Annotated in this window: 23 protein-coding genes; 10 read left to right on the forward strand and 13 right to left on the reverse strand. The window is 41.8% G+C overall.

Annotated features, from left to right (window positions below; all coding sequences use genetic code 11):
• The 3 genes from V7K27_RS26230 to V7K27_RS26240 all read left to right on the forward strand — a co-directional run.
• Positions 1-575 (forward strand): tetratricopeptide repeat protein (locus V7K27_RS26230; RefSeq protein WP_334951196.1); only part of this gene is annotated, 575 nt, incomplete at its 5' end.
• 203 nt (positions 576-778) lie between these two features.
• Positions 779-922, forward strand: coding sequence for a hypothetical protein (locus V7K27_RS26235; RefSeq protein ID WP_334951198.1), 144 nt, complete (start codon positions 779-781; stop codon positions 920-922).
• A complete protein-coding gene (locus tag V7K27_RS26240) occupies positions 919-1044 on the forward strand; it encodes a hypothetical protein (protein ID WP_334951200.1) in 126 nt (41 codons plus the stop codon). Before V7K27_RS26235 ends, V7K27_RS26240 begins: the two co-directional genes overlap by 4 nt.
• Positions 1045-1126: 82 nt before the next feature.
• Here the strand turns inward: V7K27_RS26240 and V7K27_RS26245 are convergent, their stop codons facing one another.
• The 5 genes from V7K27_RS26245 to V7K27_RS26265 all read right to left on the reverse strand — a co-directional run bounded on the left by V7K27_RS26245 (position 1127) and on the right by V7K27_RS26265 (position 4531).
• Positions 1127-1306 (reverse strand): DUF6887 family protein, encoded by a 180-nt coding sequence (locus V7K27_RS26245; RefSeq protein ID WP_100899738.1) that lies wholly within the window; start codon positions 1304-1306, stop codon positions 1127-1129.
• The gene (locus tag V7K27_RS26250; protein WP_334951202.1) at positions 1303-1479 is read right to left on the reverse strand and encodes a DUF6888 family protein; all 177 of its coding nucleotides are present in this window, start codon (positions 1477-1479) and stop codon (positions 1303-1305) included. The genes V7K27_RS26245 and V7K27_RS26250 overlap by 4 nt, the downstream gene beginning before the upstream one ends.
• Positions 1480-1769: 290 nt before the next feature.
• Entirely contained in the window at positions 1770-2051 is a 282-nt protein-coding gene (locus V7K27_RS26255) for a hypothetical protein (RefSeq protein ID WP_334951204.1), read from the reverse strand.
• A 147-nt stretch (positions 2052-2198) separates the two neighbouring features.
• Complete coding sequence (locus V7K27_RS26260) at positions 2199-4100, reverse strand: DUF1565 domain-containing protein (RefSeq protein ID WP_334951206.1); 1902 nt, start codon at positions 4098-4100, stop codon at positions 2199-2201.
• A gap of 173 nt (positions 4101-4273) precedes the next feature.
• Positions 4274-4531, reverse strand: coding sequence for a hypothetical protein (locus V7K27_RS26265; RefSeq protein ID WP_334951208.1), 258 nt, complete (start codon positions 4529-4531; stop codon positions 4274-4276).
• A gap of 308 nt (positions 4532-4839) precedes the next feature.
• On the opposite strand from V7K27_RS26265, the gene V7K27_RS26270 reads away from it, so the two are divergent.
• Complete coding sequence (locus V7K27_RS26270) at positions 4840-5895, forward strand: thiamine phosphate synthase (protein WP_334951210.1); 1056 nt, start codon at positions 4840-4842, stop codon at positions 5893-5895.
• Positions 5896-5996: 101 nt separating this feature from the next.
• Positions 5997-6209, forward strand: coding sequence for a sulfur carrier protein ThiS (gene thiS, locus V7K27_RS26275; protein WP_334951212.1), 213 nt, complete (start codon positions 5997-5999; stop codon positions 6207-6209).
• 188 nt (positions 6210-6397) lie between these two features.
• Here the strand turns inward: thiS and V7K27_RS26280 are convergent, their stop codons facing one another.
• The gene (locus V7K27_RS26280) at positions 6398-7630 is read right to left on the reverse strand and encodes a glycosyltransferase family 4 protein (RefSeq protein WP_334951214.1); all 1233 of its coding nucleotides are present in this window, start codon (positions 7628-7630) and stop codon (positions 6398-6400) included.
• A 984-nt stretch (positions 7631-8614) separates the two neighbouring features.
• Between V7K27_RS26280 and V7K27_RS26285 the strand changes: the two genes are divergently transcribed.
• A complete protein-coding gene (locus V7K27_RS26285) occupies positions 8615-9601 on the forward strand; it encodes a DUF1517 domain-containing protein (protein WP_334951216.1) in 987 nt (328 codons plus the stop codon).
• Between the two features lie 416 nt (positions 9602-10017).
• On the opposite strand, the gene V7K27_RS26290 is transcribed toward V7K27_RS26285, so the two are convergent.
• The 3 genes from V7K27_RS26290 to folB form a co-directional block, all read right to left on the reverse strand.
• Positions 10018-10578, reverse strand: a complete 561-nt coding sequence (locus V7K27_RS26290; protein WP_334951218.1) for a sugar O-acetyltransferase — start codon at positions 10576-10578, stop codon at positions 10018-10020.
• Between the two features lie 186 nt (positions 10579-10764).
• Positions 10765-12048, reverse strand: a complete 1284-nt coding sequence (locus V7K27_RS26295; protein WP_334951219.1) for a GGDEF domain-containing response regulator — start codon at positions 12046-12048, stop codon at positions 10765-10767.
• Between the two features lie 651 nt (positions 12049-12699).
• The gene (gene folB / locus V7K27_RS26300; RefSeq protein ID WP_334951220.1) at positions 12700-13068 is read right to left on the reverse strand and encodes a dihydroneopterin aldolase; all 369 of its coding nucleotides are present in this window, start codon (positions 13066-13068) and stop codon (positions 12700-12702) included.
• Positions 13069-13196: 128 nt separating this feature from the next.
• Here folB and menD point away from each other — a divergent pair, with 128 nt between their 5' ends.
• From menD to V7K27_RS26315, 3 genes are all read left to right on the forward strand, one after another.
• Positions 13197-14951, forward strand: coding sequence for a 2-succinyl-5-enolpyruvyl-6-hydroxy-3-cyclohexene-1-carboxylic-acid synthase (gene menD, locus V7K27_RS26305; protein WP_334951221.1), 1755 nt, complete (start codon positions 13197-13199; stop codon positions 14949-14951).
• A 162-nt stretch (positions 14952-15113) separates the two neighbouring features.
• Positions 15114-15350, forward strand: coding sequence for a helix-turn-helix domain-containing protein (locus V7K27_RS26310; RefSeq protein WP_334951222.1), 237 nt, complete (start codon positions 15114-15116; stop codon positions 15348-15350).
• Positions 15351-15355: 5 nt separating this feature from the next.
• Positions 15356-16669 (forward strand): site-specific DNA-methyltransferase, encoded by a 1314-nt coding sequence (locus V7K27_RS26315; protein ID WP_334951223.1) that lies wholly within the window; start codon positions 15356-15358, stop codon positions 16667-16669.
• On the opposite strand, the gene V7K27_RS26320 is transcribed toward V7K27_RS26315, so the two are convergent.
• Together V7K27_RS26320 and V7K27_RS26325 are read right to left on the reverse strand one after the other, a co-directional pair.
• Entirely contained in the window at positions 16644-17852 is a 1209-nt protein-coding gene (locus V7K27_RS26320; RefSeq protein WP_334951224.1) for a DUF4351 domain-containing protein, read from the reverse strand. The genes V7K27_RS26315 and V7K27_RS26320 overlap by 26 nt on opposite strands.
• Positions 17794-18678, reverse strand: a complete 885-nt coding sequence (locus tag V7K27_RS26325) for an Rpn family recombination-promoting nuclease/putative transposase (RefSeq protein ID WP_334951226.1) — start codon at positions 18676-18678, stop codon at positions 17794-17796. Before V7K27_RS26325 ends, V7K27_RS26320 begins: the two co-directional genes overlap by 59 nt.
• 115 nt (positions 18679-18793) lie before the next feature.
• On the opposite strand from V7K27_RS26325, the gene menB reads away from it, so the two are divergent.
• A complete protein-coding gene (menB, locus tag V7K27_RS26330; protein ID WP_334781851.1) occupies positions 18794-19627 on the forward strand; it encodes a 1,4-dihydroxy-2-naphthoyl-CoA synthase in 834 nt (277 codons plus the stop codon).
• A gap of 474 nt (positions 19628-20101) precedes the next feature.
• Here menB and V7K27_RS26335 read toward each other — a convergent pair whose 3' ends face one another.
• Positions 20102-20386, reverse strand: a complete 285-nt coding sequence (locus tag V7K27_RS26335; protein WP_334951227.1) for a hypothetical protein — start codon at positions 20384-20386, stop codon at positions 20102-20104.
• 466 nt (positions 20387-20852) lie between these two features.
• The gene (locus V7K27_RS26340) at positions 20853-21392 is read right to left on the reverse strand and encodes a DUF721 domain-containing protein (RefSeq protein ID WP_334951229.1); all 540 of its coding nucleotides are present in this window, start codon (positions 21390-21392) and stop codon (positions 20853-20855) included.
• Positions 21393-21503: the final 111 nt, after the last annotated feature.

A 21503-nucleotide genomic window follows, 5' to 3' on the forward strand; every position in this document is an offset into this window, starting at 1 on the left:
TGGGAGAAGAGCATCCCGATGTCGCCACCAGTTACAACAACCTGGCTTTTCTCTACAATTCCCAAGGACGGTACAGCGAAGCCGAACCACTGTATGAAAAAGCATTATCACTCATGCAACGGCTGCTGGGAGAAGAGCATCCCGATGTCGCCTCCAGTTACAACAACTTGGCTTTTCTCTACTATTCCCAAGGACGGTACAGCGAAGCCGAACCACTGTATGAAAAAGCACTATCACTCAGGCAACGGCTGCTGGGAGAAGAGCATCCCGATGTCGCCACCAGTTACAACAACCTGGCTCTACTCTACAATTCCCAAGGACGGTACAGCGAAGCCGAACCACTGTATAAAAAAGCATTATCACTCAGGCAACGGCTGCTGGGAGAAGAGCATCCCGATGTCGCCTCCAGTTACAACAACCTGGCTCTACTCTACAAATCCCAAGGACGGTACAGCGAAGCCGAACCACTGTATAAAAAAGCATTATCAATTGCTGAACTTAGCTTAGGAGTAGATCATCCCAGTACAGCCACTATCCGTAAAAATCTGAAATTGTTGGGCGATAATTATACTTAATGCTAGTGTAGTAAAAAAATTATAAATTATCTGTTGCTTTGATGAAACCGCGATCGCCTCCTCCACATTAGAAAAGCGATCGCTCTCTTAATACCAATTCTTTATAAAGCTGCATAGAATTCGATCCCCCCTAACCCCCCTTAAAAAAGGGGGGAAAAGAATCAAAGTCCCCCTTTTTAAGGGGGATTTAGGGGGATCTAGATATGTGCAACTTCACATTAAATTGGTATAAGGCGATTGATTTCATTTTGACCTGCGATCGCTCTCTCAAGTCGATTGATTTTATTTTGACCTGCGATCGCTCTCTCAAGTCGATTGATTTTATTTTGACCTGCGATCGCCAATGACAATCAAAAAAAGGAATGAAAAGGATCTGACCTTCATATTTGCTAGGCTGACTGCAACACGCAAGTCGCCAAATCAGCGCAGATGGGTGTGCGATCGCCGCAATATCGGCGTTGCTGAATAAAGGCAAGTCCCAAAATTCACATTGAGTCAAGCTGCTAAATTGAAAAAAACCCGTTACTAGAATGTCAGTAACGGGTTCTATGTTAACTAGCTTGATTAATACGTCGTTTTAACTCAGCCTCTAATTGTTCTGGAGTGCTGACCACTACCCCCGGTTTCGCTCTCATGATGCTGAGGTAATGCTGAAATGCCTCCTCATCCTGGGGGTTTGATATCACATATTGTCTTAATTCTTGCTCATTAAGAGTTAAATAGTCTGTCATCGGATAATGTTCTCCCCATTACTAAGAATTTCTACTTGGATGGTTTCGCCCATCAAAATCACGATTCGGCTTGTCCTCTCATCAAATCTAACCAATGCTATATCTCTAAACAAATTACTAGCCCGAACACAAAAGTCAAAGAATGCTTTAAGTTGTTCGATGGTCGGTTCCATACCTTTTACCATTGAATAAAATTAAATCGGTTCATTCGTGACAAGTTAGGATGACATTGCTTTTGTCAATTATAAATTCCGCTGAAAAGACTGATAGCGATCGCACAAACGCACTAAAATTTAAGAAACCATCATGATGGGTACTGAACGCGATCGCTAATTCAACTTATGCCTAACCGCGATCTCACCCCCTTGACTAAAAGAGCGATCGCCTCTTCCACATTAGAAAAGCGATCGCTCTCTTAAGGCGAATGAGGAGAAGACTCATGGCAGTTTGCTTAGATCGCCTCTTAGCGCTGCTGTCGCAGGAAGGTGAGAAAATCCTCGATGGAGTCTTCTTCAGGCCAAAAGTCAGCAGCGAGATATTTGAGGTTATGAACGGTGATAGGGGTCTGGGTGGCGAGTAGCTGCTTGAGCGTGGTGTCTTGCCAAAACTGATTACTGAGATTTTTAAGATCGGTTTGAGAGTGTGAGGATGAATTGCTTTGGGTAAGGATTTGCAGCAGTTGTTGACGTTCTGTAGATGAGAGCAGTTGGATGGCAGCGATCGCAGCTTCGAGTTGTGGAGTCATAGTGCGGTCTTGTAGTTATCTGGTTCTATGCTATTTGAATTCCGGGGCGATCGAAGCGTGAAAGTATCCTCCGCCTCTTTTGCCCCATACTTCTCTACGAGAGGCTGCGCCAACGGCAAAGCTCAGTACAAGTGCCCAATTCCCTACTCAATTCAACGGCTCCATAATCGCTCTTAAACCGTTTTTAGAGAGTGTTTTGAGCATTTCTTTAGCGTTATATGCACTGCTAAATACTCCTGCTTGCATAACTCTTTGACCTTGCCAAACTGTGGGAAACGCACCAGGAGCAAGCGATCGCACTAAATCTTTATCCCGCTCAGTGAGGAGTGGAACTACTACGCGATAACGTACACCGAACTGTGTCGCAGAGTTCCCGTCATCGGGCATAGTTGCAGACCTTGTTGGCAGATTGCGAGTATTATCAATGGGGATATTGCGAACAGGAAGTGGTAAAAGTGCTGAAGCATTTGGGGGATCAGCTTCTAGTATTGGTAATGGCTGCTGTGCTTGGGCAACTGAATTGGATGGATACTCAGGAGCCGTAAAGTCAATTGTATTGGGATCGATCCGCACATAATTCAACTGTGGCGGATCAGGTGACTCTGCTGGACTGGAAGTTGCAATTTGAGTATCAGTTGGTATTTGTCTAGCCGACAAGCTGCTAGGAGTAGGAAAACCGGCAACTTTAGAGGTGGCTTGCTGTTGATTGGATATCGGCAAGGAAACTGGTATACTGGCTGGCAACAATGGCAGCAGTTGACTGTTTAATTGTCTAGAAACAGGATTATTTGCTGAAATGCTGTTGCTAGTTTGCCCGTTGGTAGTTTCAGAGATTTTGGGAGCCGAGAAGGTGATTTCCCCAGTTGGTGGTATTTCTCCTAACACATTCTTGGGGACAGGGGCGGGTTGAGAAGTTGGGGCTGCTAGTGCTATTGTACCCTTAATATCTACTTTGCCAGTGATGCGATCGCTCACAAGGTTATTACCAGCAGCAGAAATCATCTGTTTAGCAGCGCTGGCGTTAATGTCGTAGCGAGCATTATTTTGAAATTGATTACCCCCAGGTTTGGATGCACTACCCAAATCTGGCATTGCTTGAGCGATCGCAACTAAACCATCTTCTTTATTATTTTGAATAGAATTATTCCGCAAAATCGGGCGGGCATTTGCTTGCACCACAATTCCCGTTCTATTGTTCTGAATTTGATTGCCGATGATTACAGGAGCGGCATTTTGGGCAATATTAATCCCAAAACCCGTTTGCTGAAAGACATTTTCTTTGACTTGAGGATGGGAGTTACCAGCAATTGTCATGCCATTGGCTCCATTGCGATCGAAGTAATTCTTGCTAATGGTGGGTGCAGCGTTACCACTGACGGAAATGCCATCTTGGGTACTACCAGTAAATGTATTTTCTGTGACTATCGGATTACTAGATTCAATCCATAAACCGTAACCACGTCCATTACGGTTTGTCACCGTCACCCCAGTTAGCAAGGCTTGGTTTGCTCCCACAATTGTGACGTTTTGACCAGCAAAGCTCCGGCTTAGGTAATCACCACCTCCCTGAATGATAATCTCCTTACCTTGATTGCTAGGGTTGCCTTGAATTGAAATACCCGGTTTCAGCATTAAAGGGAATATCTCTCCTGTGTTGGCGCTATAAGTGCCCGTGGAGAGCATAATTATAGTATTGGCTAACGCTAATCGCAACGCTTGGGTAATTGTTTTCACAGGAGCGGATTCGCTGCCATTGCCTTTGCTGTCATCACCGACACTTGGGTTGACAAACAACACCTTAACCTGAGAAATTGTTTTGTTACCCAGAGGCGCTGAATTTGGTGTGGATGGAATCTGAGCGATGCCTTCGGCGAGCGTCGCTAACGCCCTACCCAAGCTAGTACCCAGGAACGCCATACTTGCCGCTCCCATGCCTATGGTAAATACTGAAAAACGAAAAAATAAAAGCCTTGCTGATTCCAGAAACTTCAGCTTTGCAAGCTGAACATCTACTTTACGGTACTTAGGAAACACACGAGGGGGAATCATATTTAACACAACTCCTTATAAATAAGAATAAATTCTTATACTCTTAAAAAGCATTATGCCGATAATATTACTCACATATTGACCGATTGGCGATATTTAAAACAGCTAACTTAGGAAGTGGTTTAGCTCTAGGCAGTTGAGTAATTGTAGCTAATTGCTTGATATTCAAAGACTTAGTACAGTTTTACGTAAAAACGTAGCGTTTTTAATACAGGAGAAGACATTAACATTCCAAGGGAATGCATGGCATCCAATACGGTTCGGATAAGGTTTTTTGATAACACGCCGCTAATCGCAAAGACGCGATAAATCGCCGTCTTTACAATAATCAGTCCTTTGTAGAGACGGCGATTCATCGCGTCTCTTGCCTTAACCGAAGCGTATTGCATTGGCATTGCATTGAGATGCATAAACAATGCAAGCCAACGCATTCACAATGCAGGGTATTGCCAAATTTAATTCCCTACAAATTAATGAAATGGTGTATCTGCTTTTGCCAGTTCTTTGTAAGCTTATGGTTTAGCGTAAAATACTTGACTAATCTTAGTGCAAAACTGTAGCCTCAAACTACCCCGATCGCTGCTTATAGGAACATGGGATAATAGCGTAACCCTGACTAACACGTTGTTTTGCGTAGATTTAGTAAAAATTGAGTAAAAAAAAGCAAATTCATTAACTTATGCTTACTAGGACTTATGATAATTCACATTTTGATGAAAGCACTAACGGGGTTGTTGTAATGGTCGAGCCATACAGCCAAAAAGAGCAAATACAGCAGGTTGTCTACCGCATTTTAGATGCCAATTTAGACCGCGCTCGTGAGGGCTTGCGAATTATTGAAGAATGGTGTCGGTTTGGATTGAATAATGCCCAGTTGTCTCTTGAATGCAAGCGTCTGCGACAAGAGCTAGCCCAGTGGCATACCTCAGAATTGCGGGCGGCGCGAGATACACCAGGCGATCCGGGGACTGAGTTAACCCATCCCCAGGAAGAACAACGGGCTAGTATAAAATCGGTATTGCAAGCTAACTTTTGCCGCATAGAAGAAGCATTGCGGGTGTTGGAAGAATACAGCAAGCTAACCCTGCCTAATATGTCTAAAGCTTGTAAACAGATGCGTTATCAAGTTTATACCCTAGAAAGTAGTTTAATGGGTCATCAGCGCCATCAATTGTTGCGGCGATCGCGTCTGTATTTTGTGACTTCCCCTAGTGAAACTTTGTTGAACACCGTCGAAGCTGCACTCAAAGGTGGATTAACGCTTTTACAATACCGCGACAAAACCGCCGATGATTCTTTGCGTCTGGAACAAGCGAGAAAATTACGGCAGTTATGCCATATCTACGGTGCTTTGTTCATCGTTAACGATCGCGTGGATGTAGCTTTAGCTGTCAATGCAGATGGAGTGCATCTGGGACAACAAGATATGCCTATTGCTGTTGCTCGGCAATTACTTGGCTCCCAGCGTTTGATCGGTCTTTCTACCACAAATAAAGAAGAAATGCAAGCAGCAATTGCTGAAGGTGTAGATTACATTGGCGTAGGGCCAGTTTATGAAACTCCCACGAAAGTAGGTAAGGCAGCTACAGGTTTAGAATATGTCAGCTATGCTGCCAAAAATTGCTCAATTCCCTGGTTTGCCATTGGGGGAATAGATGCCAATAATATCAATGATGTGATTGATGCCGGAGCCGAACGTGTAGCGGTGGTGCGATCGCTCATCCAAGCCGAACAGCCTACTCTTGTGACACAATATTTGCTTTCCCAACTCAATCGCATTAAACCAGAACTTTAAAAGAGTCATTAGTCATTAGTCATTAGTCATTAGTGAATAACCAATTGCCCACTCCCCACTCCCCACTCCCCACTCCCCACTCCCCACTCCCCACATAGCTTATGTCTAATGAGATTACCGTTCAGGTAAATGGGGAAACCCATAGTTGCTCATCTCAAAGTCCCTTACCCGACTTGCTCCAACAGTTGGGTTTTAACCCTCGCTTGGTGGCTGTGGAGTATAACGGCGAAATTTTACACCGCCAGTTTTGGACGCAAACAAAAGTGCAACCAGGCGATCGCTTAGAAGTGGTAACTATTGTTGGTGGTGGGTAGTTAAATAATTCGTAATTCGTAATTCGTAATTAAGGAACGTGGATTAAATAAAATGCAAAATGCAAAACTTGATCCTGTATCTAGCTTCCCTCTCCAATATATCGGAGAGGGATTGAGGGTGAGGTAAGCCAGGGACATAAATTGGACTCAGATCCCCGACTTCTTAGAGAAGTCGGGGATCTCGTTGTTCACAAAATCGCGTTTCTCCCGTCTGATTTGTAAAGCGATCGGTGAAGGGTTCTACGCTTGGCTAATTCTTTACCTTTGCGGCCAAGTTTCTCACGTAGTTGCTGGTCTTTGCACAATCGATTGAAAGCTTGAAAAACTTCATAACCAGAATTAGGATTAACTAGTATGCCATTTTCCTCATGCTGAACTATGTCTAGAACACCGCCTAAACGAGGGGCAATTACAGGTTTACCGAAGTAACTTGCTTCTAAATAAACCATACCAAAACCTTCCATATTATTAGGTTTCGTATCTAATAAAGTCAGCATGGCAAATATGTCACAAGCTGCATAATAACCTGCTAATTCCCGCTCTGGCACATATCCGGCAAAGTGTACGCGCTTATCTACCCGCAAACGATGCGCCAGAGATTTCAGTTCCGACTCACAAGCTCCTTGACCGCAGATTATATAGTGGACATCGACCCCAAAAGTTAGCAATAGTGGGATGTTATCAATCACTTGGTCGAAACCTTTATGTTTTACTAGCCTTCCTACCGAAAGAATAACTATTGTTGTTTCGGGAATGTTGTATGTCTGACGCACGCGAACACGTAAATCATCAAGGCTACTTGGACTTGCGACATTATTACCAAATTTTTCTGGTCTAATTACTGGGTTGATGACGTGGGTAGGGGTATCTAATCGCAAAGCAGTTCTGAGATAGTCTTGTGTATAAGAACTGTTACAAACAATACCTTCGGCTCGTTTGAGTGTTAGTTTAAAGAGCGATCGCAGCACGGGATTGTGTAAAGTAGAAAGCAGATCATTGCCGTGCAGATAGATAAAAAAGCGAATAGGTAGGAAATAGCTCAATAGCAACAGTGAAGGGAAGTCATAGCCGTGACCCCACTCTATATAACGGTAGTGATAGCGAAAATAGAGTTTGATTGCTAGGACAAATGAGCAGACGATATTGACCAAAGGCTTCAGGATACTTCCTATACAGCCACTACGCCAGAATCTCGGATAAGACCAGCGATACACGGGAAACTGTTGACCTTCGTCAAAGACTTTATCTCCTGAGCAACCAGCCGCTAGCACAATAACTCGTTCTGGATCTTGGAGACAGCGATCGTAGATATATTCCCCAATTACAGCTTCTTTCGGCAGGAAGATCCGGGATATGACTAGGATATCTGGGTATGCAGCTTTGTCTCTGATTTCGGCTGTTAGTTGAGAAATATGTTCCATAATCAAGTTGATGAGGACATTTCAAATAATTGTTAATTTATTGACAATTAGGATTACTTTCAAAGCCATATTTATTATATTATTTCTTTTAAAACGAATCTGGTAGACAAATTTGAAGGCTATTTTAGAAGATTAGCCAAGAAGATTGTTTTTTTATTCTGTTAATTTTATTTTTTCTGCAAAATTCTCACTACTTGAGAATTTCTGTGCATGATAAACAATAAAAGCTCGCACTTGTAGCCAAATTGCTCAGTGAACAACTGTTGGGAAAATTACGAAATTGAGCTACGTTCACTAGAATATCCTGAATACTCTAGACTCTTGTGCCAAAATGCCAAAAAGTTGGATAAGTATTTGATCGTTATCTGGTGTCTGGCTGGTATTACTGATGGGGATCACGGACACTTGCTAGCCTGTTGTGCATACGTAAGTACAAAGCTGCTAGATGTAGTAAATGTTGTTCAGAAGTTAAAAATATCCTCCCACCTGATAACAAAATAAGTAGGATGAAATAAGCTGTTACGTATACAACTTGCATGATCAGGGCGCTCATGTTGCCCACCCCACAACCATGTTGAAAAAATATTACTGCAAATTAAAGGCGCAACAGCTGATTAAAAAAATTAGTCAAAATAATCACTAAAAATTAAAATAATCTGTATAATTCAAAACTGTAGTCTGAAAGTGCTAGTCCTAAGACATCGCAACAATTTCTCGTTGGCGTAGCCCGTCGTAGACATCGCAAATTTGTGTGATGATGAACATATCTTAAGGTACGGTTCCCCAGTCGAGAAATCCCCCCTGCGATCGCACCCTAGCCAACATCAGACGCGGTAAATTGAATATGTAGCCTTTAAGAGTAAATGCTACGTGAATGCGACAAACTCGCTTGCTTGTTACGGGCTGGCGTTAGCCACATACCGCAATACTCCTAAGAGCATGGGGAGAAATCATAAAAAATTCTGTTTTTCAAGCGACTGTATTATGCGTAAAAAACTACAACAAACCATCAAACCTCTGTTAAAAACCTTCTTAGCCCTAGTGCTGGTGTTAGCTTTGGCTCTTGGTCACGCCGATGGAGCATTAGCAGCCCGCAGTGGGGGTAGGATCGGTGGTGGCTCCTTTAGAGCGCCTTCCAGTCGCACCTATACACCGCGCACCTATGCACCTCCTGGTGGGGGCGGATACTATCCTGGTGGTGGCTTTGGTGGTGGCGGCTTTGGCTTTCCCTTCCTAATTCCCTTCTGGGGTGTTGGAGGAGGATTTGGTGGTATATTTACCATCTTAATTTTCTTGGCGATCGCTAATTTCTTATTGCAAACTTTCCGCCGCGTCTCCAGTGGTGAAACGGGTGAAGCCGATTACAGCAGCAACTCTCCTGTTTCTGTAACTCGTTTGCAAGTTGGTTTGTTAGCTCAAGCCCGCCAATTGCAAAATGAACTCAACCACATTGCTGAAACTGCTGATACTAATACCCCAGAGGGAAGAGCAGAAGTTTTACAAGAAGCCAGCCTAGCTTTACTCCGCCATCCCGAATACTTTGTATATGCAGGTGGTGGCACTCAACAAGCCAGTTTAAATTCAGCTGAAAGTCAATTTAATCGCCTGTCACTGGCCGAACGCAGCAAGTTTAGCGAAGAAACTCTTTCTAATGTCAACAACCAGCTAAAAGCAGCCCTTGCCAAAGATGCTTTACCCCAGGCTGGTGAACTCGACAACCCCACCCGCTTATTTACCGAAGGCCCTGGTGAATACATTATCGTCACCTTGCTGGCGGCGACATTAGGTAAGTTTGAAATCCCCACAGCGATTAACAGTGCTGATGATTTGCGTCAAGCTTTGCGGCAAATTGGTAGTATTCCTAGCGAAAAGCTTCTGGCAATTGAAGTTCTTTGGACTCCGCAAGCTGAAAATGATACCCTCACATCTGATGATGTCTTGGCAAATTATCCTGATTTGAGACTTGTTTAATCTCTGAAAAATTTCGCGTTTTAGCGTTAAGAAAAAGCTTTACATCTTGGCGCAACAAACAACAAATAAGTTCCCCGTTGAGGGCAACCACTAGCAAACCGCTTGTCATTCACAAGCGGTTTTTTGGATGACCTCTCTCTAAATCTCTCTCCTAAAAGGAGAGAGACTTTGAATTTTTCCCCTTAGAGCGTCGGTTAGGGGGTTATATCAAGTCCGCTTAATCAGTTACAATATGTCATTGCGAGTGGAACGGAGTGAAACGAAGCAATCGCAATGACTCTGCGATTACTTCACTTCGCTATCGCTGCGTTCGTAATGACAAGTATTTAGCCGGACATGATATTAGGTTTTTCGTTCAGAATTCATTCTGAATTCTGACTCCTGACTCCTGAATTCTGTTTGATAAGTTTTAAATTCTAGGACAAATAGCGAATGACGCGGCAGGGATTGCCAGCAGCGACAACATTTTTAGGTATATCTTTGACAACTACACTGCCAGCACCAATGGTTGTGTTATCACCAATAGTTACACCAGGACAAATAATTGCACTGCCACCAATCCAGACATTATTACCAATGTTAATTGGGGCAGCCAATTCTCTACCAGAAAGGCGAATTTCCGGCTCTGTTGGGTGATAAGCAGTGTAAATTTGTACATAAGGAGCGCACAAAACATTTTCACCAATATGAACTGTATTGCAGTCTAAAATCACGCAGCCATAGTTCATATATAGTTTGTCGCCAGCATAAATATTACTGCCATAATCACAGTGAAAGGGTGGCACAATTGATGCTTTATTACCGATCTTTCCAAATAATTCTTGTAAAATTTGCTGCCGTTGCTCTTGCTGTTCTTCGGTTGTAGAATTATAACTTCGCAACAGACGACTAGCTCGTTTATTTTCGGCAGCCAATTCTGGATCTTCCGCCAGATATAATTCGCCTGCGAGCATTTTCTGTTTTTCGGTTTTTTCCATGACAGACTTATAGGGCTTCTCGGTTGTGTGTGATACACCTTAGTACACGTCACTGTAAAAGGGGTTCGGAAATATTGAGACTTGATGTTGGGTAACACTAAAGTTCTACCCAACCTACGAATGATTAAATTCCATACCCTTTTTGTGGTGTTCTGTACTTAGTAGCGGCTATAGCATATTCCATCCTTAATTAAATATGGCATAAGTCCCTTTTCCCTGCCGTTTAGCTCTGTACATCGCAATATCAGCATCCCGCAGCAAAGTTGCAGGCTCCTCATAATTTCTAAAATTCCAAGTAATACCAATGCTGGCTGTCGCAGATAATTGATGTCCATTGAGGTTAAGTGGCGATCGCAACGAGTCTTGAATACGTTTGGCAAAATTGGTGGCGTCGGTAATATCTTTGATATCCTCCAACAGAACAGTAAACTCATCACCACCAAATCGTGCTACAGTATCGGCACTGCGTAAGCACGACTCTAAACGTCTAGCGATCGCTACTAAAAAATCATCCCCGATTCCATGCCCAAAGCGATCGTTAATCTTCTTGAAGTCATCTAAATCCAAAAATAAAACTGCAAAATAATAATCGCTTCGGCGTCTGCTACGTTCAATTGCTTGTGTGAGCCGATCTAAAAATAAAACCCGATTGGGTAATCCTGTCAGTCCATCATAAAACGCATTGTGAATCAGTTCCGCTTCTGTCTGCTTACGTTTAGTGATGTCTTGAAAAACTAAAACCGAGCCAGTAATATTGCCATTTTGATCGCGGATGGGTGCAACATTATCCCCAATCGCTATTTCATTGCCATCTTTGGTAATCAGTGTAGAGTTTTCTGGTAAATTTAAAATTTCACCTGTTTTGATTACATGTATGGCTAAATTTTTAATTGTTTCTCCTCCATCTTTATCAACTAAGTTAACGACTTCTACTAAATCTTTACCGAAGGCTTCACTTTGCTTCCAACCAGTGATTAGTTCTGCTATGGGATTCATCATTTGAATACAACCATTTGTATATGTCACAATCACTGCACACCCCATACTGTTAATAATTGCCCCCAGCCTGTGTTTTTCTTCGTGTAATATCTTTTTGCTCTGATAGTTGTATAGAGCCATTTCAATCGCAAAATGTAAATCACTTTCAATAAATGGTTTGACTACGTAATTAAAAGGCTCACTTAGATGATTTTTATGTAATGTTTTATATTCCGAACCCTCTGTTAGATATACTACAGGCACATGGAAGTGATTCTCGATAATATCCGCTACGTGTAAACCGTCAATTTCCCCAGCTAGGCAGATATTAATTAATACTAAATGTGGATGAGTTTCTGCTACTTTTTTTATTGCCTCTTCACCACACTTAGTTATTTCTGAAACAGAGTAACCTAGTTTTTGTAAACTTTTTTTAATATTTGAGGCTGGGATTTTTTCATCCTCAACAACTAGGATTTTGCAGCTGAACATGTTACGATAACCTCTTTGCTAAGGTTCAAATTTTTCTTGTGAGTGTTAACTCGATAGAAAAGTCATTCTCTTATCATAAACAATCTCTAACTACCTATGTTCTTGTTTCACATAAATACCAGGGCAAATACACGGTATTTCTGAAACATTTGCTGGACAAGAATCTTGATGAAAAAAATAGCCAATGCCCAAAGGCTTACTATTAAAGAATTCTTATGCTTTAGATGCGTTTGCCCGATCTAAATATTCAACTAAGGATCAAATAACATCATGTTATTAACCTCCGATAATTTTTGTGTTTGTCAAAGCTAATTCTGATTAGTTCATGCAGTTAATATCATGTAATTAAGATCAAATATAAGTTACGATGTAATTATCAGCAATCAAAAACTGATTTTCCAAAATATAAACATTTTTCTCCGAATACAAATTAATAATTATCTGGAACTAAAGAGTTTAAAAACAGAATTCAGAAGTCAGGAGCCAGAATAGCGAGTTTGCGTTCGCGTAGCGTCTCGTAGAGAGCGTCTGAAACTGTCTTAAATTTGGAATTGTGAGTAAGCTGTTAAGTATACAACTTGCATTATCAGGGCGGGAAAGATGCCCACCCCACAATCATATTGAAAAAATATTTTTTAGTCGTTTTGTGCTTTAGAGATTGGACTTACTTTTAGTGAGTTCAATGCTAATTTTGCCACTAAAGTCTGGGATAGGTGCGGCAGGTTTGCTCAGAATGACTTGGACTTGTGTTACACGATCGCATTGTTGGAGAATAGAATCTGCGATCGTTGCTACCAATTTCTCCAGCAAAGCAAACTTAGACGTTTTCAGCAGATGTTGTATCAAGCTAATGACGCTGCGATAATCTAAAGTGTCTTCGATCGCGTCAGTCTTGGCCGCTGTGGAGATATCCAACCATAACTTGACATCCACCTCAAACCATTGCCCTAGCACCTGTTCTTCTCGTAGATACCCAGTGTAGCCATAGCCGCGAATTCCCGTTAAATGAATGCAATCCATAAGAGTTTGAGAGCAAATTGTGAATTTTGTAGAAAGTGGAACAAGCTTGTTTGGAGATTTTCTTTCCCAGATGGATTTTAAATTGAATTTCCTTAGACAAAATCTAAAATTTCAGATTTTTTATAGCTATGTCTGATTTGATACCGCTCGCCTTTAAAAATGTTAATCAACTTTGGGCTTATATTTTAACAGAGACACTAAAGCGCCTGGGATTGACTTGTGCTATCATTTGTCCTGGTTCACGCTCTACACCCTTAGCGATCGCCTTTGCTCAACAAGTACCTGAGATTGAAGCGATTTCCATTCTCGATGAACGTTCCGCCGCCTTTTTTGCCTTGGGACAAGCTCAAGCAACCGGACGCCCTGTGGTACTTGTTTGCACCTCTGGTACAGCAGGGGCAAATTTTTATTCCGCAGTCATTGAAGCTTCATATAGTCGCGTACCACTGTTGATATTAACCACCGATAGACCGCCAGAATTGCGAGATTGTCACTCTGGGCAAACTGTAGATCAATTGAGATTATATGGAAACTACCCAAATTGGCAAACAGAGTTAGCTTTACCCTCCCCTGACATGGGAATCCTAGCTTACCTGCGACAAACGGTAATTCATAGTTGGGAAAGAACGCAAACTCCTACAAAGGGTGCAGTACATTTGAATATTCCCTTTCGCGATCCTTTAGCGCCTGTTCCTGATGGAACTGACTTGAGTTATTTGCAATCACAGTTTCACTCAGAAGACTTCTTCGCAGAAATAGCAAACCCATGCCCCATGTCCCATGCCCCATTCCCCATTCCCCAACAATGGAAAGAATGCGATCGCGGCATTATTATCGCAGGTGTTGCCCAACCGTTGCAACCACAGGAATATTGTAGAGCGATCGCGCAACTTTCCGAAACTCTCCAATGGCCGGTGCTAGCTGAGGGACTTTCCCCAGTGAGAAATTATGCCGAACTCAACCCTTATTTGATTTCCACCTATGACCTGATTTTGCGAAATCAGCAACTAGCAAAGCAGCTAGCGCCCGAAATGGTGATTCAGGTGGGTGAAATGCCTACGAGTAAAGAACTGCGTAACTGGATAGATGCAAGGCAACCCCGACGTTGGGTAATTGACAATAGCGATCAAAACTTCGACCCTTTGCATGGGAGAACAACGCATTTACGGATATCTGTAGAAGATATAAAAGTAGAAGAGAGAAATTTATCTTTCTCCTCAGATTATGGAAAGAAATGGTGTGATGCGGAAACTCAGGTTAGGTTAGTTGTTGACCAGACGATGGGGAAAATAGATGAAATCATTGAGAGTAAAGCAGCTTGGTTAATTTCTCAGATTTTACCACCAGAAACGCCTCTGTTTATTGCCAATAGTATGCCTGTGCGGGATGTAGAATATTTCTGGAAACCGAATAATTTAGGAGTGCGATCGCACTTTAACCGGGGTGCAAATGGCATAGATGGCACATTATCCACAGCTTTAGGAATGGCACATCGCCAGCAAAGTAGTGTGATGTTAACGGGAGATTTGGCGCTGTTGCATGACACCAATGGTTTTTTAATTCGCAATAAGTTTGTCGGACATCTGACGATTGTGTTAATCAACAACAATGGCGGGGGAATCTTTGAAATGTTACCCATTGCCAAGTTTGAACCACCATTTGAAGAGTTTTTTGGCACTCCCCAAGATATTGATTTTGCTCAGTTGTGCGCTACTTATAATGTGCAGCATGAATTGATTACTTCTTGGCAACAGTTGCAGCAAAGATTAAACCCGCTCCCACCTACAGGAATTCGGATTTTAGAGTTGCGGGCAAATCGTAAAGCTGATGCCAAGTGGCGACAGGAGAATTTAAGGAAGTTTGCCGCAGATATTGTAATTTAACTATCTCATTAGTTGTTGCTGAATAGCAGTATAAAAACATAGCATTTGTGGCATCAAATTTAAAAGTACTTTCCCACAAGCCTTTCAAGTAGTGACGCTGCTCACCCTTGCAAAGTATTATAATTAGTAGTACAATAACGACTCTAGCGAATTTAGCGACAAATGCGACAAGATGCAGAACATAACAATAATGAGAGTGAAGAAGATATTTCGTTTTTGACAACTATTGAAGTGGCTGAATTCCTTCGTGTTCACCAAAGAACTGTACAAAGATGGATATCATCAAATAATCTTAAAGCGACAAAAGTGGGTCCAAGAATTTGGCGTATCAGAAAAAAAGACTTAGATGAGTTCCTGCAAAGGGATAAAAGTAGAAAACAAATAGAAGATAAATATTAACTCAAATGGCAACAGGAATACCTAGTAGAAATAGTCGTAAGAGTAAAAAACAAAATGTAATTCCTTTTCGTTTGGAATATGAAGGCAAAATTCCTAGAGAAGATATATTAAGAATTCCGGTAGCCAAGTTACACCGGATGATAAGTGTAGATGAACATCCAAGAAACAGACTAATATATGGAGAAAATTTAAGAGTTCTTAGTTCATTTTTGAACGATGATACTGTCGCTGGGAAAGTTAGTTTAATTTATATTGACCCACCCTATGCGACAGGAAATAGTTTTGAATCTCGTCAAAGAGATCATGCTTACCACGACCTAATGGAAGGTGCGGAATACTTAGAGTTTTTACGTCAAAGACTGATTTTACTAAGAGAGATTTTATCTGATGAAGGTTCTATTTATATACATTTAGATGACAAGATGGCTTGTGCTGTTAAAATTATAATGGACGAAATTTTTGGTTCTAAAAACTTTCGCAATTGGATTACCAGGAAAAAATGTAACCCAAAAAACTATACGCGTAAACAGTACGGAAATACTGCTGACTATATTTTATTTTACACAAAAACAGATAATTATATATGGAATCAGCCTTTTAATCCTTGGACTGAAACTACTGCAAAGAAAGAGTATCAATATGTTGAAAAGGAGACTGGAAGAGTTTATAAGAAAGTTCCTGTTCATGCACCAGGTGTAAGAAAAGGTGCAACAGGTCAACCCTGGAGAGGAATACTACCTCCTCAAGGTAAACACTGGCAATATACTCCAGAAACTTTAGACGAAATGGATGCACGCGGAGAGATTTACTGGTCACCAACAGGAAACCCAAGAAGAAAAGTTTATTTAGATAATAGTCAGGGTATTTCAGTCCAAGATATTTGGCTTGATTTCAAGGATGCTCACAATCAAAATATTAAAATTACTGGCTATCCAACAGAAAAAAATCCAGATATGATCAAACAAATAATTCTAGCATCGTCTAATGAGGGAGATATTGTTTTAGATGCATTCGCTGGAAGTGGAACTACTGCTGCTATAGCTGAAGAGTTAGGTAGAAAATGGATAGCTATTGATAATTCACAACTTGCTATAGCTACAATAGTTCAGCGTTTAGTTAAAGGAACAGAAGTAATGGGTGACTTCATTAACGGAAATAGTTCTGCTAAATATGAACAAAAATGCTTAATAGGTATAAATCGAATTTTACGAAGCGGTCTAGATTTGTATATTGAAGAAACACCAGAATTAGAGTTTATCTCTGATACTGTAATAGATGATTGGGATAGCAAACTCAACTTTCAAGCCAATCTTGTGTAAATCTATCATCAAGCATTTTCAGAGTGCATACCATTATTTTACCAGTACCATAGCTTTCTAGACGAGCGTAATCATTCCACATAGATCCTATTAGTAATCCTGGTCCATCATTTAAATAAAATACTTTTAAAGCCACTTTATAGGTATCAGCATACTTGAGAATATCAGTTGCTTTATCTCGATTTCCACCAGTTCGATCATCTTCTTGAGAACCTCCTCTATCAGAGTCATAACGAGCAAATCCAACAACCAATGGGGTTCCATCTAATCGAGATATAAAAATATCTGCTGGAGTTTGAGCTTCCCAATTATCCAAAACCTTATTAAGCATTACATCTTTTCCAGCACGAACTGGCCCCTGAATTATATAGTTTTTTCCAAATACTCTGTCAAACCATAAGAAAAACGCTTCTGTCAAGTCATAGCCTTTTTGTCCCCGTTTACTCTGTTCTAAAAGAAGAGCCATCAGAGTTTCATCGGGTACAGGACGATTTTGCAAATTTATTCTAACCTGTTCTAAGCTACGAAATCTACCACCAAAGTCGTTAATTATACTGGCAATATTACGTTTTTTCTTGGTCATTTCTACTGTCGTATCTGGTGATACATACCTCCGAAATACTCTAAGAAGTTGAATACGTAAAGGATCAGGCTCTTTTGTAATAATTTCGAGTAAATTTGCAGAGTTTGTTGCTTCGTATACCAATTCTATGAAACGCTCCAAAACTTTCTCGTAGAGCATTTTAGCTTCATCTAAAGAATCTGGGTAGAATGGTGAATCAAATATGGTAATCCACCTAGATGCTGTTACTTTGTAGCTACTGAATGAAATCAAAGGACAATCTCCATTGCCATAATCGATACAATTTTTTAAGTATAAAACACATAACTCTATCAAAAACGCCAAAGCTAACGCTTCCAACTGTTCCAGCGATAATGTCTGAATTTTGGCTAAAAGTTCCTCAGCAATTTCACCAAATAGTGGTTTTAACAGTCCCAGGACGAGCGATCGCACTTTTTCTTCACTTCGGGAAACTTTATTTGCAGGCATCATTATTTTACGGAGTGCGTAGGCGTAGCCCACCGCAGGTATCGCTCTTCTTGTCTGCGTCTCTAGGTGAAATTTACCCTTTTGGTTGACCTTGTAACCACCCTGACAAGTCAGCAAGAGAAGAGAAATCAAACATTGCATCACCTAAAGCTTCCAACTGTTCCACCGATAACTCTTGAATCTGGGACAAAAGCGCATCAGGAATATTACCCACCCGCCGATTTAATAGTCGTAAAACGATTGTTCTTTCTCCTTCAACTTTTCCTTCCTCTCGTCCTTCAACCTTTCCTTCGATCTTTCCTTCCTCTCGTCCTTCTTCCTTCGCTTCCAGAATAGCGCGTGGTTCTTCCAAATTCAGTCCCAACATTGCTTGAATCTCCTCTCGACTAAGGTTAGAAAACTTGTAGACGATAATCGTCGTCACTAAATCAATTATCGCTTGTTCCGATTGTTGCCGTGCTTGTTCCAGCAAAAACCGCGCCCCTTCCGCTGCTTCAGTTTCAGAAGTCACATTTGTCAGCAACATCAAACCTAATCCCAAAGGTTGTTGTCGCAAATCCCCCAACTCATCCAGATAAACCCGCCTGACTTGACCACTTTCCAACAAAGCGCGGTGAATCGAAGAAGAAGAAGGTTCCAGACTGCGAGAGCCAAAAATTATTACCCCAAACCAGTCATCATAACGAATAGAGTGGCGGTAGAGAAACAAAAACAATTCGCTAAAGAAGCGGTGATATAAGTCTTCGTCCTTCTGAAACTGCACTTCCGCAAAAAAGACGGTTTTGGAAACTGCATTCGCCGGAGGTAAAAACACGCCATCAATCCGAAATGCCGTTTCTTTCACCTCAACTGATTCAAACTGGTAGTTCTCCGCTTCTGGAGGTGGTTCATCTACTAATTCAAACAGCAAACCGGGAAATTGCTTAAATAATTTGTAGAAGATGGTGTCACGTCGCATTTTTATTCCTCAACACCCAGACAATTACCAGATTGTAAAGGCTTGAGACACCAATTTTAGCGATCGCCCTCAGACCGCGATAAAATTCTCAAGCACAACAGCGCACTCTATACCAATGCAAATTAACTGGGAAACTGCCAAAACCTACGAAGATATTCTGTATCAAAAAAATGATGGCATTGCAAAAATCACCATCAATCGCCCCCACAAACGCAATGCCTTCCGTCCCAAAACTGTCTTTGAACTGTACGATGCTTTCTGTGATGCTCGTGAAGATACTACTATTGGTGTTGTCCTATTTACTGGATATGGCCCACACACTGATGGCAAATATGCCTTCTGTTCTGGTGGCGATCAAAGTGTGCGGGGACATGCGGGTTATGTGGACGAAACCGGCATTCCCCGCTTGAATGTGCTGGACTTACAACGCCTAATTCGTTCCATGCCGAAAGTCGTGATTGCTTTAGTAGCCGGATATGCGATCGGTGGTGGACACGTTCTACACTTGATTTGTGACCTTACCATTGCCGCCGATAACGCCATTTTTGGACAGACTGGCCCCAAAGTCGGCAGTTTCGACGGTGGTTTTGGAGCCAGCTATCTCGCCCGCATCGTGGGGCAAAAAAAAGCTAGAGAAATTTGGTTTCTCTGCCGCCAATATGATGCCCAACAAGCTCTAGAAATGGGCTTAATTAATTGCGTCGTCCCAGTGGAACAACTAGAAGCGGAAGGTATTCAATGGGCGCAGGAGATTTTAGAAAAAAGTCCGATCGCAATTCGGTGTCTCAAAGCCGCCTTCAACGCTGATTGTGACGGACAAGCTGGTTTACAAGAACTTGCTGGCAATGCCACTTTACTTTATTACATGACAGAAGAAGGGTCTGAGGGTAAACAAGCCTTTCTCGAAAAGCGTCCACCAGATTTTCGCTCTTTTCCTTGGTTACCTTAGAATTGCAAAAATCGCATCTCACTAAAGGGTGCGATTTTTGTAGATGTCAACTTTTACAGCAGTGACATACTCCCACTACTGATTGCAAGCAACACAGTGTGGGCTTCTCACCCAATCCGGCTATTGCTGTGCGTAGGCGAGTAGCTCTATTAAAGAGACGGAATGCCCTACCGCCCCTACTTATTAATTTTATTTTAACTTAAATTTGTTCATTTCCTCCAGGTCTTATTTTTCTCGTGCTTACGCACATCTAAAAATAAGACAGTCGTCAACTTATTCGCATTCATGAGCCAGCACTGTAGACGGGTTTCCCGTCGCAGGTGTCTGGCATCCCCACACTACTATCGACGGTCAGATGCGGGGCTTCTGCTGTTGAAGCTAAAAATCTTAAAAACAAATCTTATTTTAAGCAAACTACAAACTCAATTCAGTAATAATGGATGACTAAATAACCACTGCTTTACTCTTTACCTGTTAAGAGATACAGGCAGTTATTTCCTCTACAGGAGCAAGAGCAGCATTATCCAAATCTGAGGCTAGGGATTGAGAAGATGTTAAAGCTGGGGCTGCATCTGGCAAACTCCAAGCATCTTCCAAGGTTTCCCAAGTAGGTGCAAAAGGTGGGAGCGCCAAAGAGCAAGCCTTCCAAGTTGCTTGAACAGGTGCCCCCAACTGCTGGCACATTCCGCCACGGCGACCCTCTGGCTGGTAATGACGGCAATATCTACAGGCAGATGCTAAAAATTTAATCGGTTTCATATTGATTTATCTTTAATTTCGTTTCAAGCTGCATTTCACCCTTCTATTCTGCTTCTATGTATAAAGACGGATAAGAGCCAAAAAGTGATTATTTTCTCTAGGTTTCAGCGATTATAAGGGAAAAATAAACTTTAGAATATTTTTATATTCTTGTTATATATTTCAATAATCTTGAGAGTGGTTACATATAGATTTTGACTAAAAATTATTAGGGATCAAGATTAAAAGTCAAGTTTTTGATTTATGCAGCCTTTTAACTTCCTCCTTAAGGATGGTTTAAACTAGACAATTTAAGATAAATAGTCTGCTTTAGATCCCAAATTCGGCATTTGTCGGATTAAAATATCTTTTTCTCCAGAATCAGAACTATTTTATGTGGTAGCAGCAAGTTAGTTCAGGATAAATTCTGCTCAACCAATAATCGCTAAATTATTTTGCTTTTAATTTAGGTCAGGATTGATTCCCTTCAAAACTGTTTAGCAGCACAAATAGAACAGACTGCCCAGCGCTGGAGTTCGCCGGGTGGGGTGGGAGATTGACACTGGGGACAAAGGGGTAAGCCATGCGATCGCGATCGCATCACCTTAGCCCAATGCCCAAAAGCAGCATTTACATCCTTGGTGGGTGTAGCATCAGGGCGGGTAATCTCATCACCAAGGTAACTGGGATGCTCATCGGCTGAAACCGTTTGTTGCTGTTTTCTCTCCACAGATGGATTCTGCCAGCTAGCAGTAGAGAAGCGAATATCAACCAAAGGCGTTGGCAGCTTTTTATTCAACTTTAAAAGCAGAGATGAGCGACCAAAAGTCAGGTTTTGCGCCCAAGCAGCACTAGAAGTTGCTACCCACAAAACATCGCGCTGAATCGACAATGGTCGAGTATGTGCGGCAACTACTGGGCCAACAACTTCTGCCCAAAACTTGAGCAGAAGTTGAAATGGTTGCTCCTGCCATTTAGCCTGCTTTTCGAGAACGCCTAAAATATCATTAATTGATTTCAACGACATCGTTAAAAGTGCTTAGTGGGGAGTGGGGAGTGGGGAGTGGGGAGTGGGGGAGATGAGGGAGATGAGGGAGATGAGGGAGATGAGGGAGATGAGGGAGATGAGGGAGATGAG

Source organism: Nostoc sp. (genome assembly GCF_036919575.1).
Taxonomy (GTDB): domain Bacteria; phylum Cyanobacteriota; class Cyanobacteriia; order Cyanobacteriales; family Nostocaceae; genus Nostoc.

Bases quoted from the DNA above. Each gene is read 5' to 3' on its own strand.
- V7K27_RS26235 (WP_334951198.1), top strand. From the start codon at position 779: ATGTGCAACTTCACATTAAATTGGTATAAGGCGATTGATTTCATTTTG.
- V7K27_RS26240 (WP_334951200.1), top strand. From the start codon at position 919: ATGACAATCAAAAAAAGGAATGAAAAGGATCTGACCTTCATATTTGCT.
- V7K27_RS26245 (WP_100899738.1), bottom strand. From the start codon at position 1,306: ATGACAGACTATTTAACTCTTAATGAGCAAGAATTAAGACAATATGTG.
- V7K27_RS26250 (WP_334951202.1), bottom strand. From the start codon at position 1,479: ATGGAACCGACCATCGAACAACTTAAAGCATTCTTTGACTTTTGTGTT.
- V7K27_RS26255 (WP_334951204.1), bottom strand. From the start codon at position 2,051: ATGACTCCACAACTCGAAGCTGCGATCGCTGCCATCCAACTGCTCTCA.
- V7K27_RS26260 (WP_334951206.1), bottom strand. From the start codon at position 4,100: ATGATTCCCCCTCGTGTGTTTCCTAAGTACCGTAAAGTAGATGTTCAG.
- V7K27_RS26265 (WP_334951208.1), bottom strand. From the start codon at position 4,531: ATGCGTTGGCTTGCATTGTTTATGCATCTCAATGCAATGCCAATGCAA.
- V7K27_RS26270 (WP_334951210.1), top strand. From the start codon at position 4,840: ATGGTCGAGCCATACAGCCAAAAAGAGCAAATACAGCAGGTTGTCTAC.
- thiS (WP_334951212.1), top strand. From the start codon at position 5,997: ATGTCTAATGAGATTACCGTTCAGGTAAATGGGGAAACCCATAGTTGC.
- V7K27_RS26280 (WP_334951214.1), bottom strand. From the start codon at position 7,630: ATGGAACATATTTCTCAACTAACAGCCGAAATCAGAGACAAAGCTGCA.
- V7K27_RS26285 (WP_334951216.1), top strand. From the start codon at position 8,615: ATGCGTAAAAAACTACAACAAACCATCAAACCTCTGTTAAAAACCTTC.
- V7K27_RS26290 (WP_334951218.1), bottom strand. From the start codon at position 10,578: ATGGAAAAAACCGAAAAACAGAAAATGCTCGCAGGCGAATTATATCTG.
- V7K27_RS26295 (WP_334951219.1), bottom strand. From the start codon at position 12,048: ATGTTCAGCTGCAAAATCCTAGTTGTTGAGGATGAAAAAATCCCAGCC.
- folB (WP_334951220.1), bottom strand. From the start codon at position 13,068: ATGGATTGCATTCATTTAACGGGAATTCGCGGCTATGGCTACACTGGG.
- menD (WP_334951221.1), top strand. From the start codon at position 13,197: ATGTCTGATTTGATACCGCTCGCCTTTAAAAATGTTAATCAACTTTGG.
- V7K27_RS26310 (WP_334951222.1), top strand. From the start codon at position 15,114: ATGCGACAAGATGCAGAACATAACAATAATGAGAGTGAAGAAGATATT.
- V7K27_RS26315 (WP_334951223.1), top strand. From the start codon at position 15,356: ATGGCAACAGGAATACCTAGTAGAAATAGTCGTAAGAGTAAAAAACAA.
- V7K27_RS26325 (WP_334951226.1), bottom strand. From the start codon at position 18,678: ATGCGACGTGACACCATCTTCTACAAATTATTTAAGCAATTTCCCGGT.
- menB (WP_334781851.1), top strand. From the start codon at position 18,794: ATGCAAATTAACTGGGAAACTGCCAAAACCTACGAAGATATTCTGTAT.
- V7K27_RS26335 (WP_334951227.1), bottom strand. From the start codon at position 20,386: ATGAAACCGATTAAATTTTTAGCATCTGCCTGTAGATATTGCCGTCAT.
- V7K27_RS26340 (WP_334951229.1), bottom strand. From the start codon at position 21,392: ATGTCGTTGAAATCAATTAATGATATTTTAGGCGTTCTCGAAAAGCAG.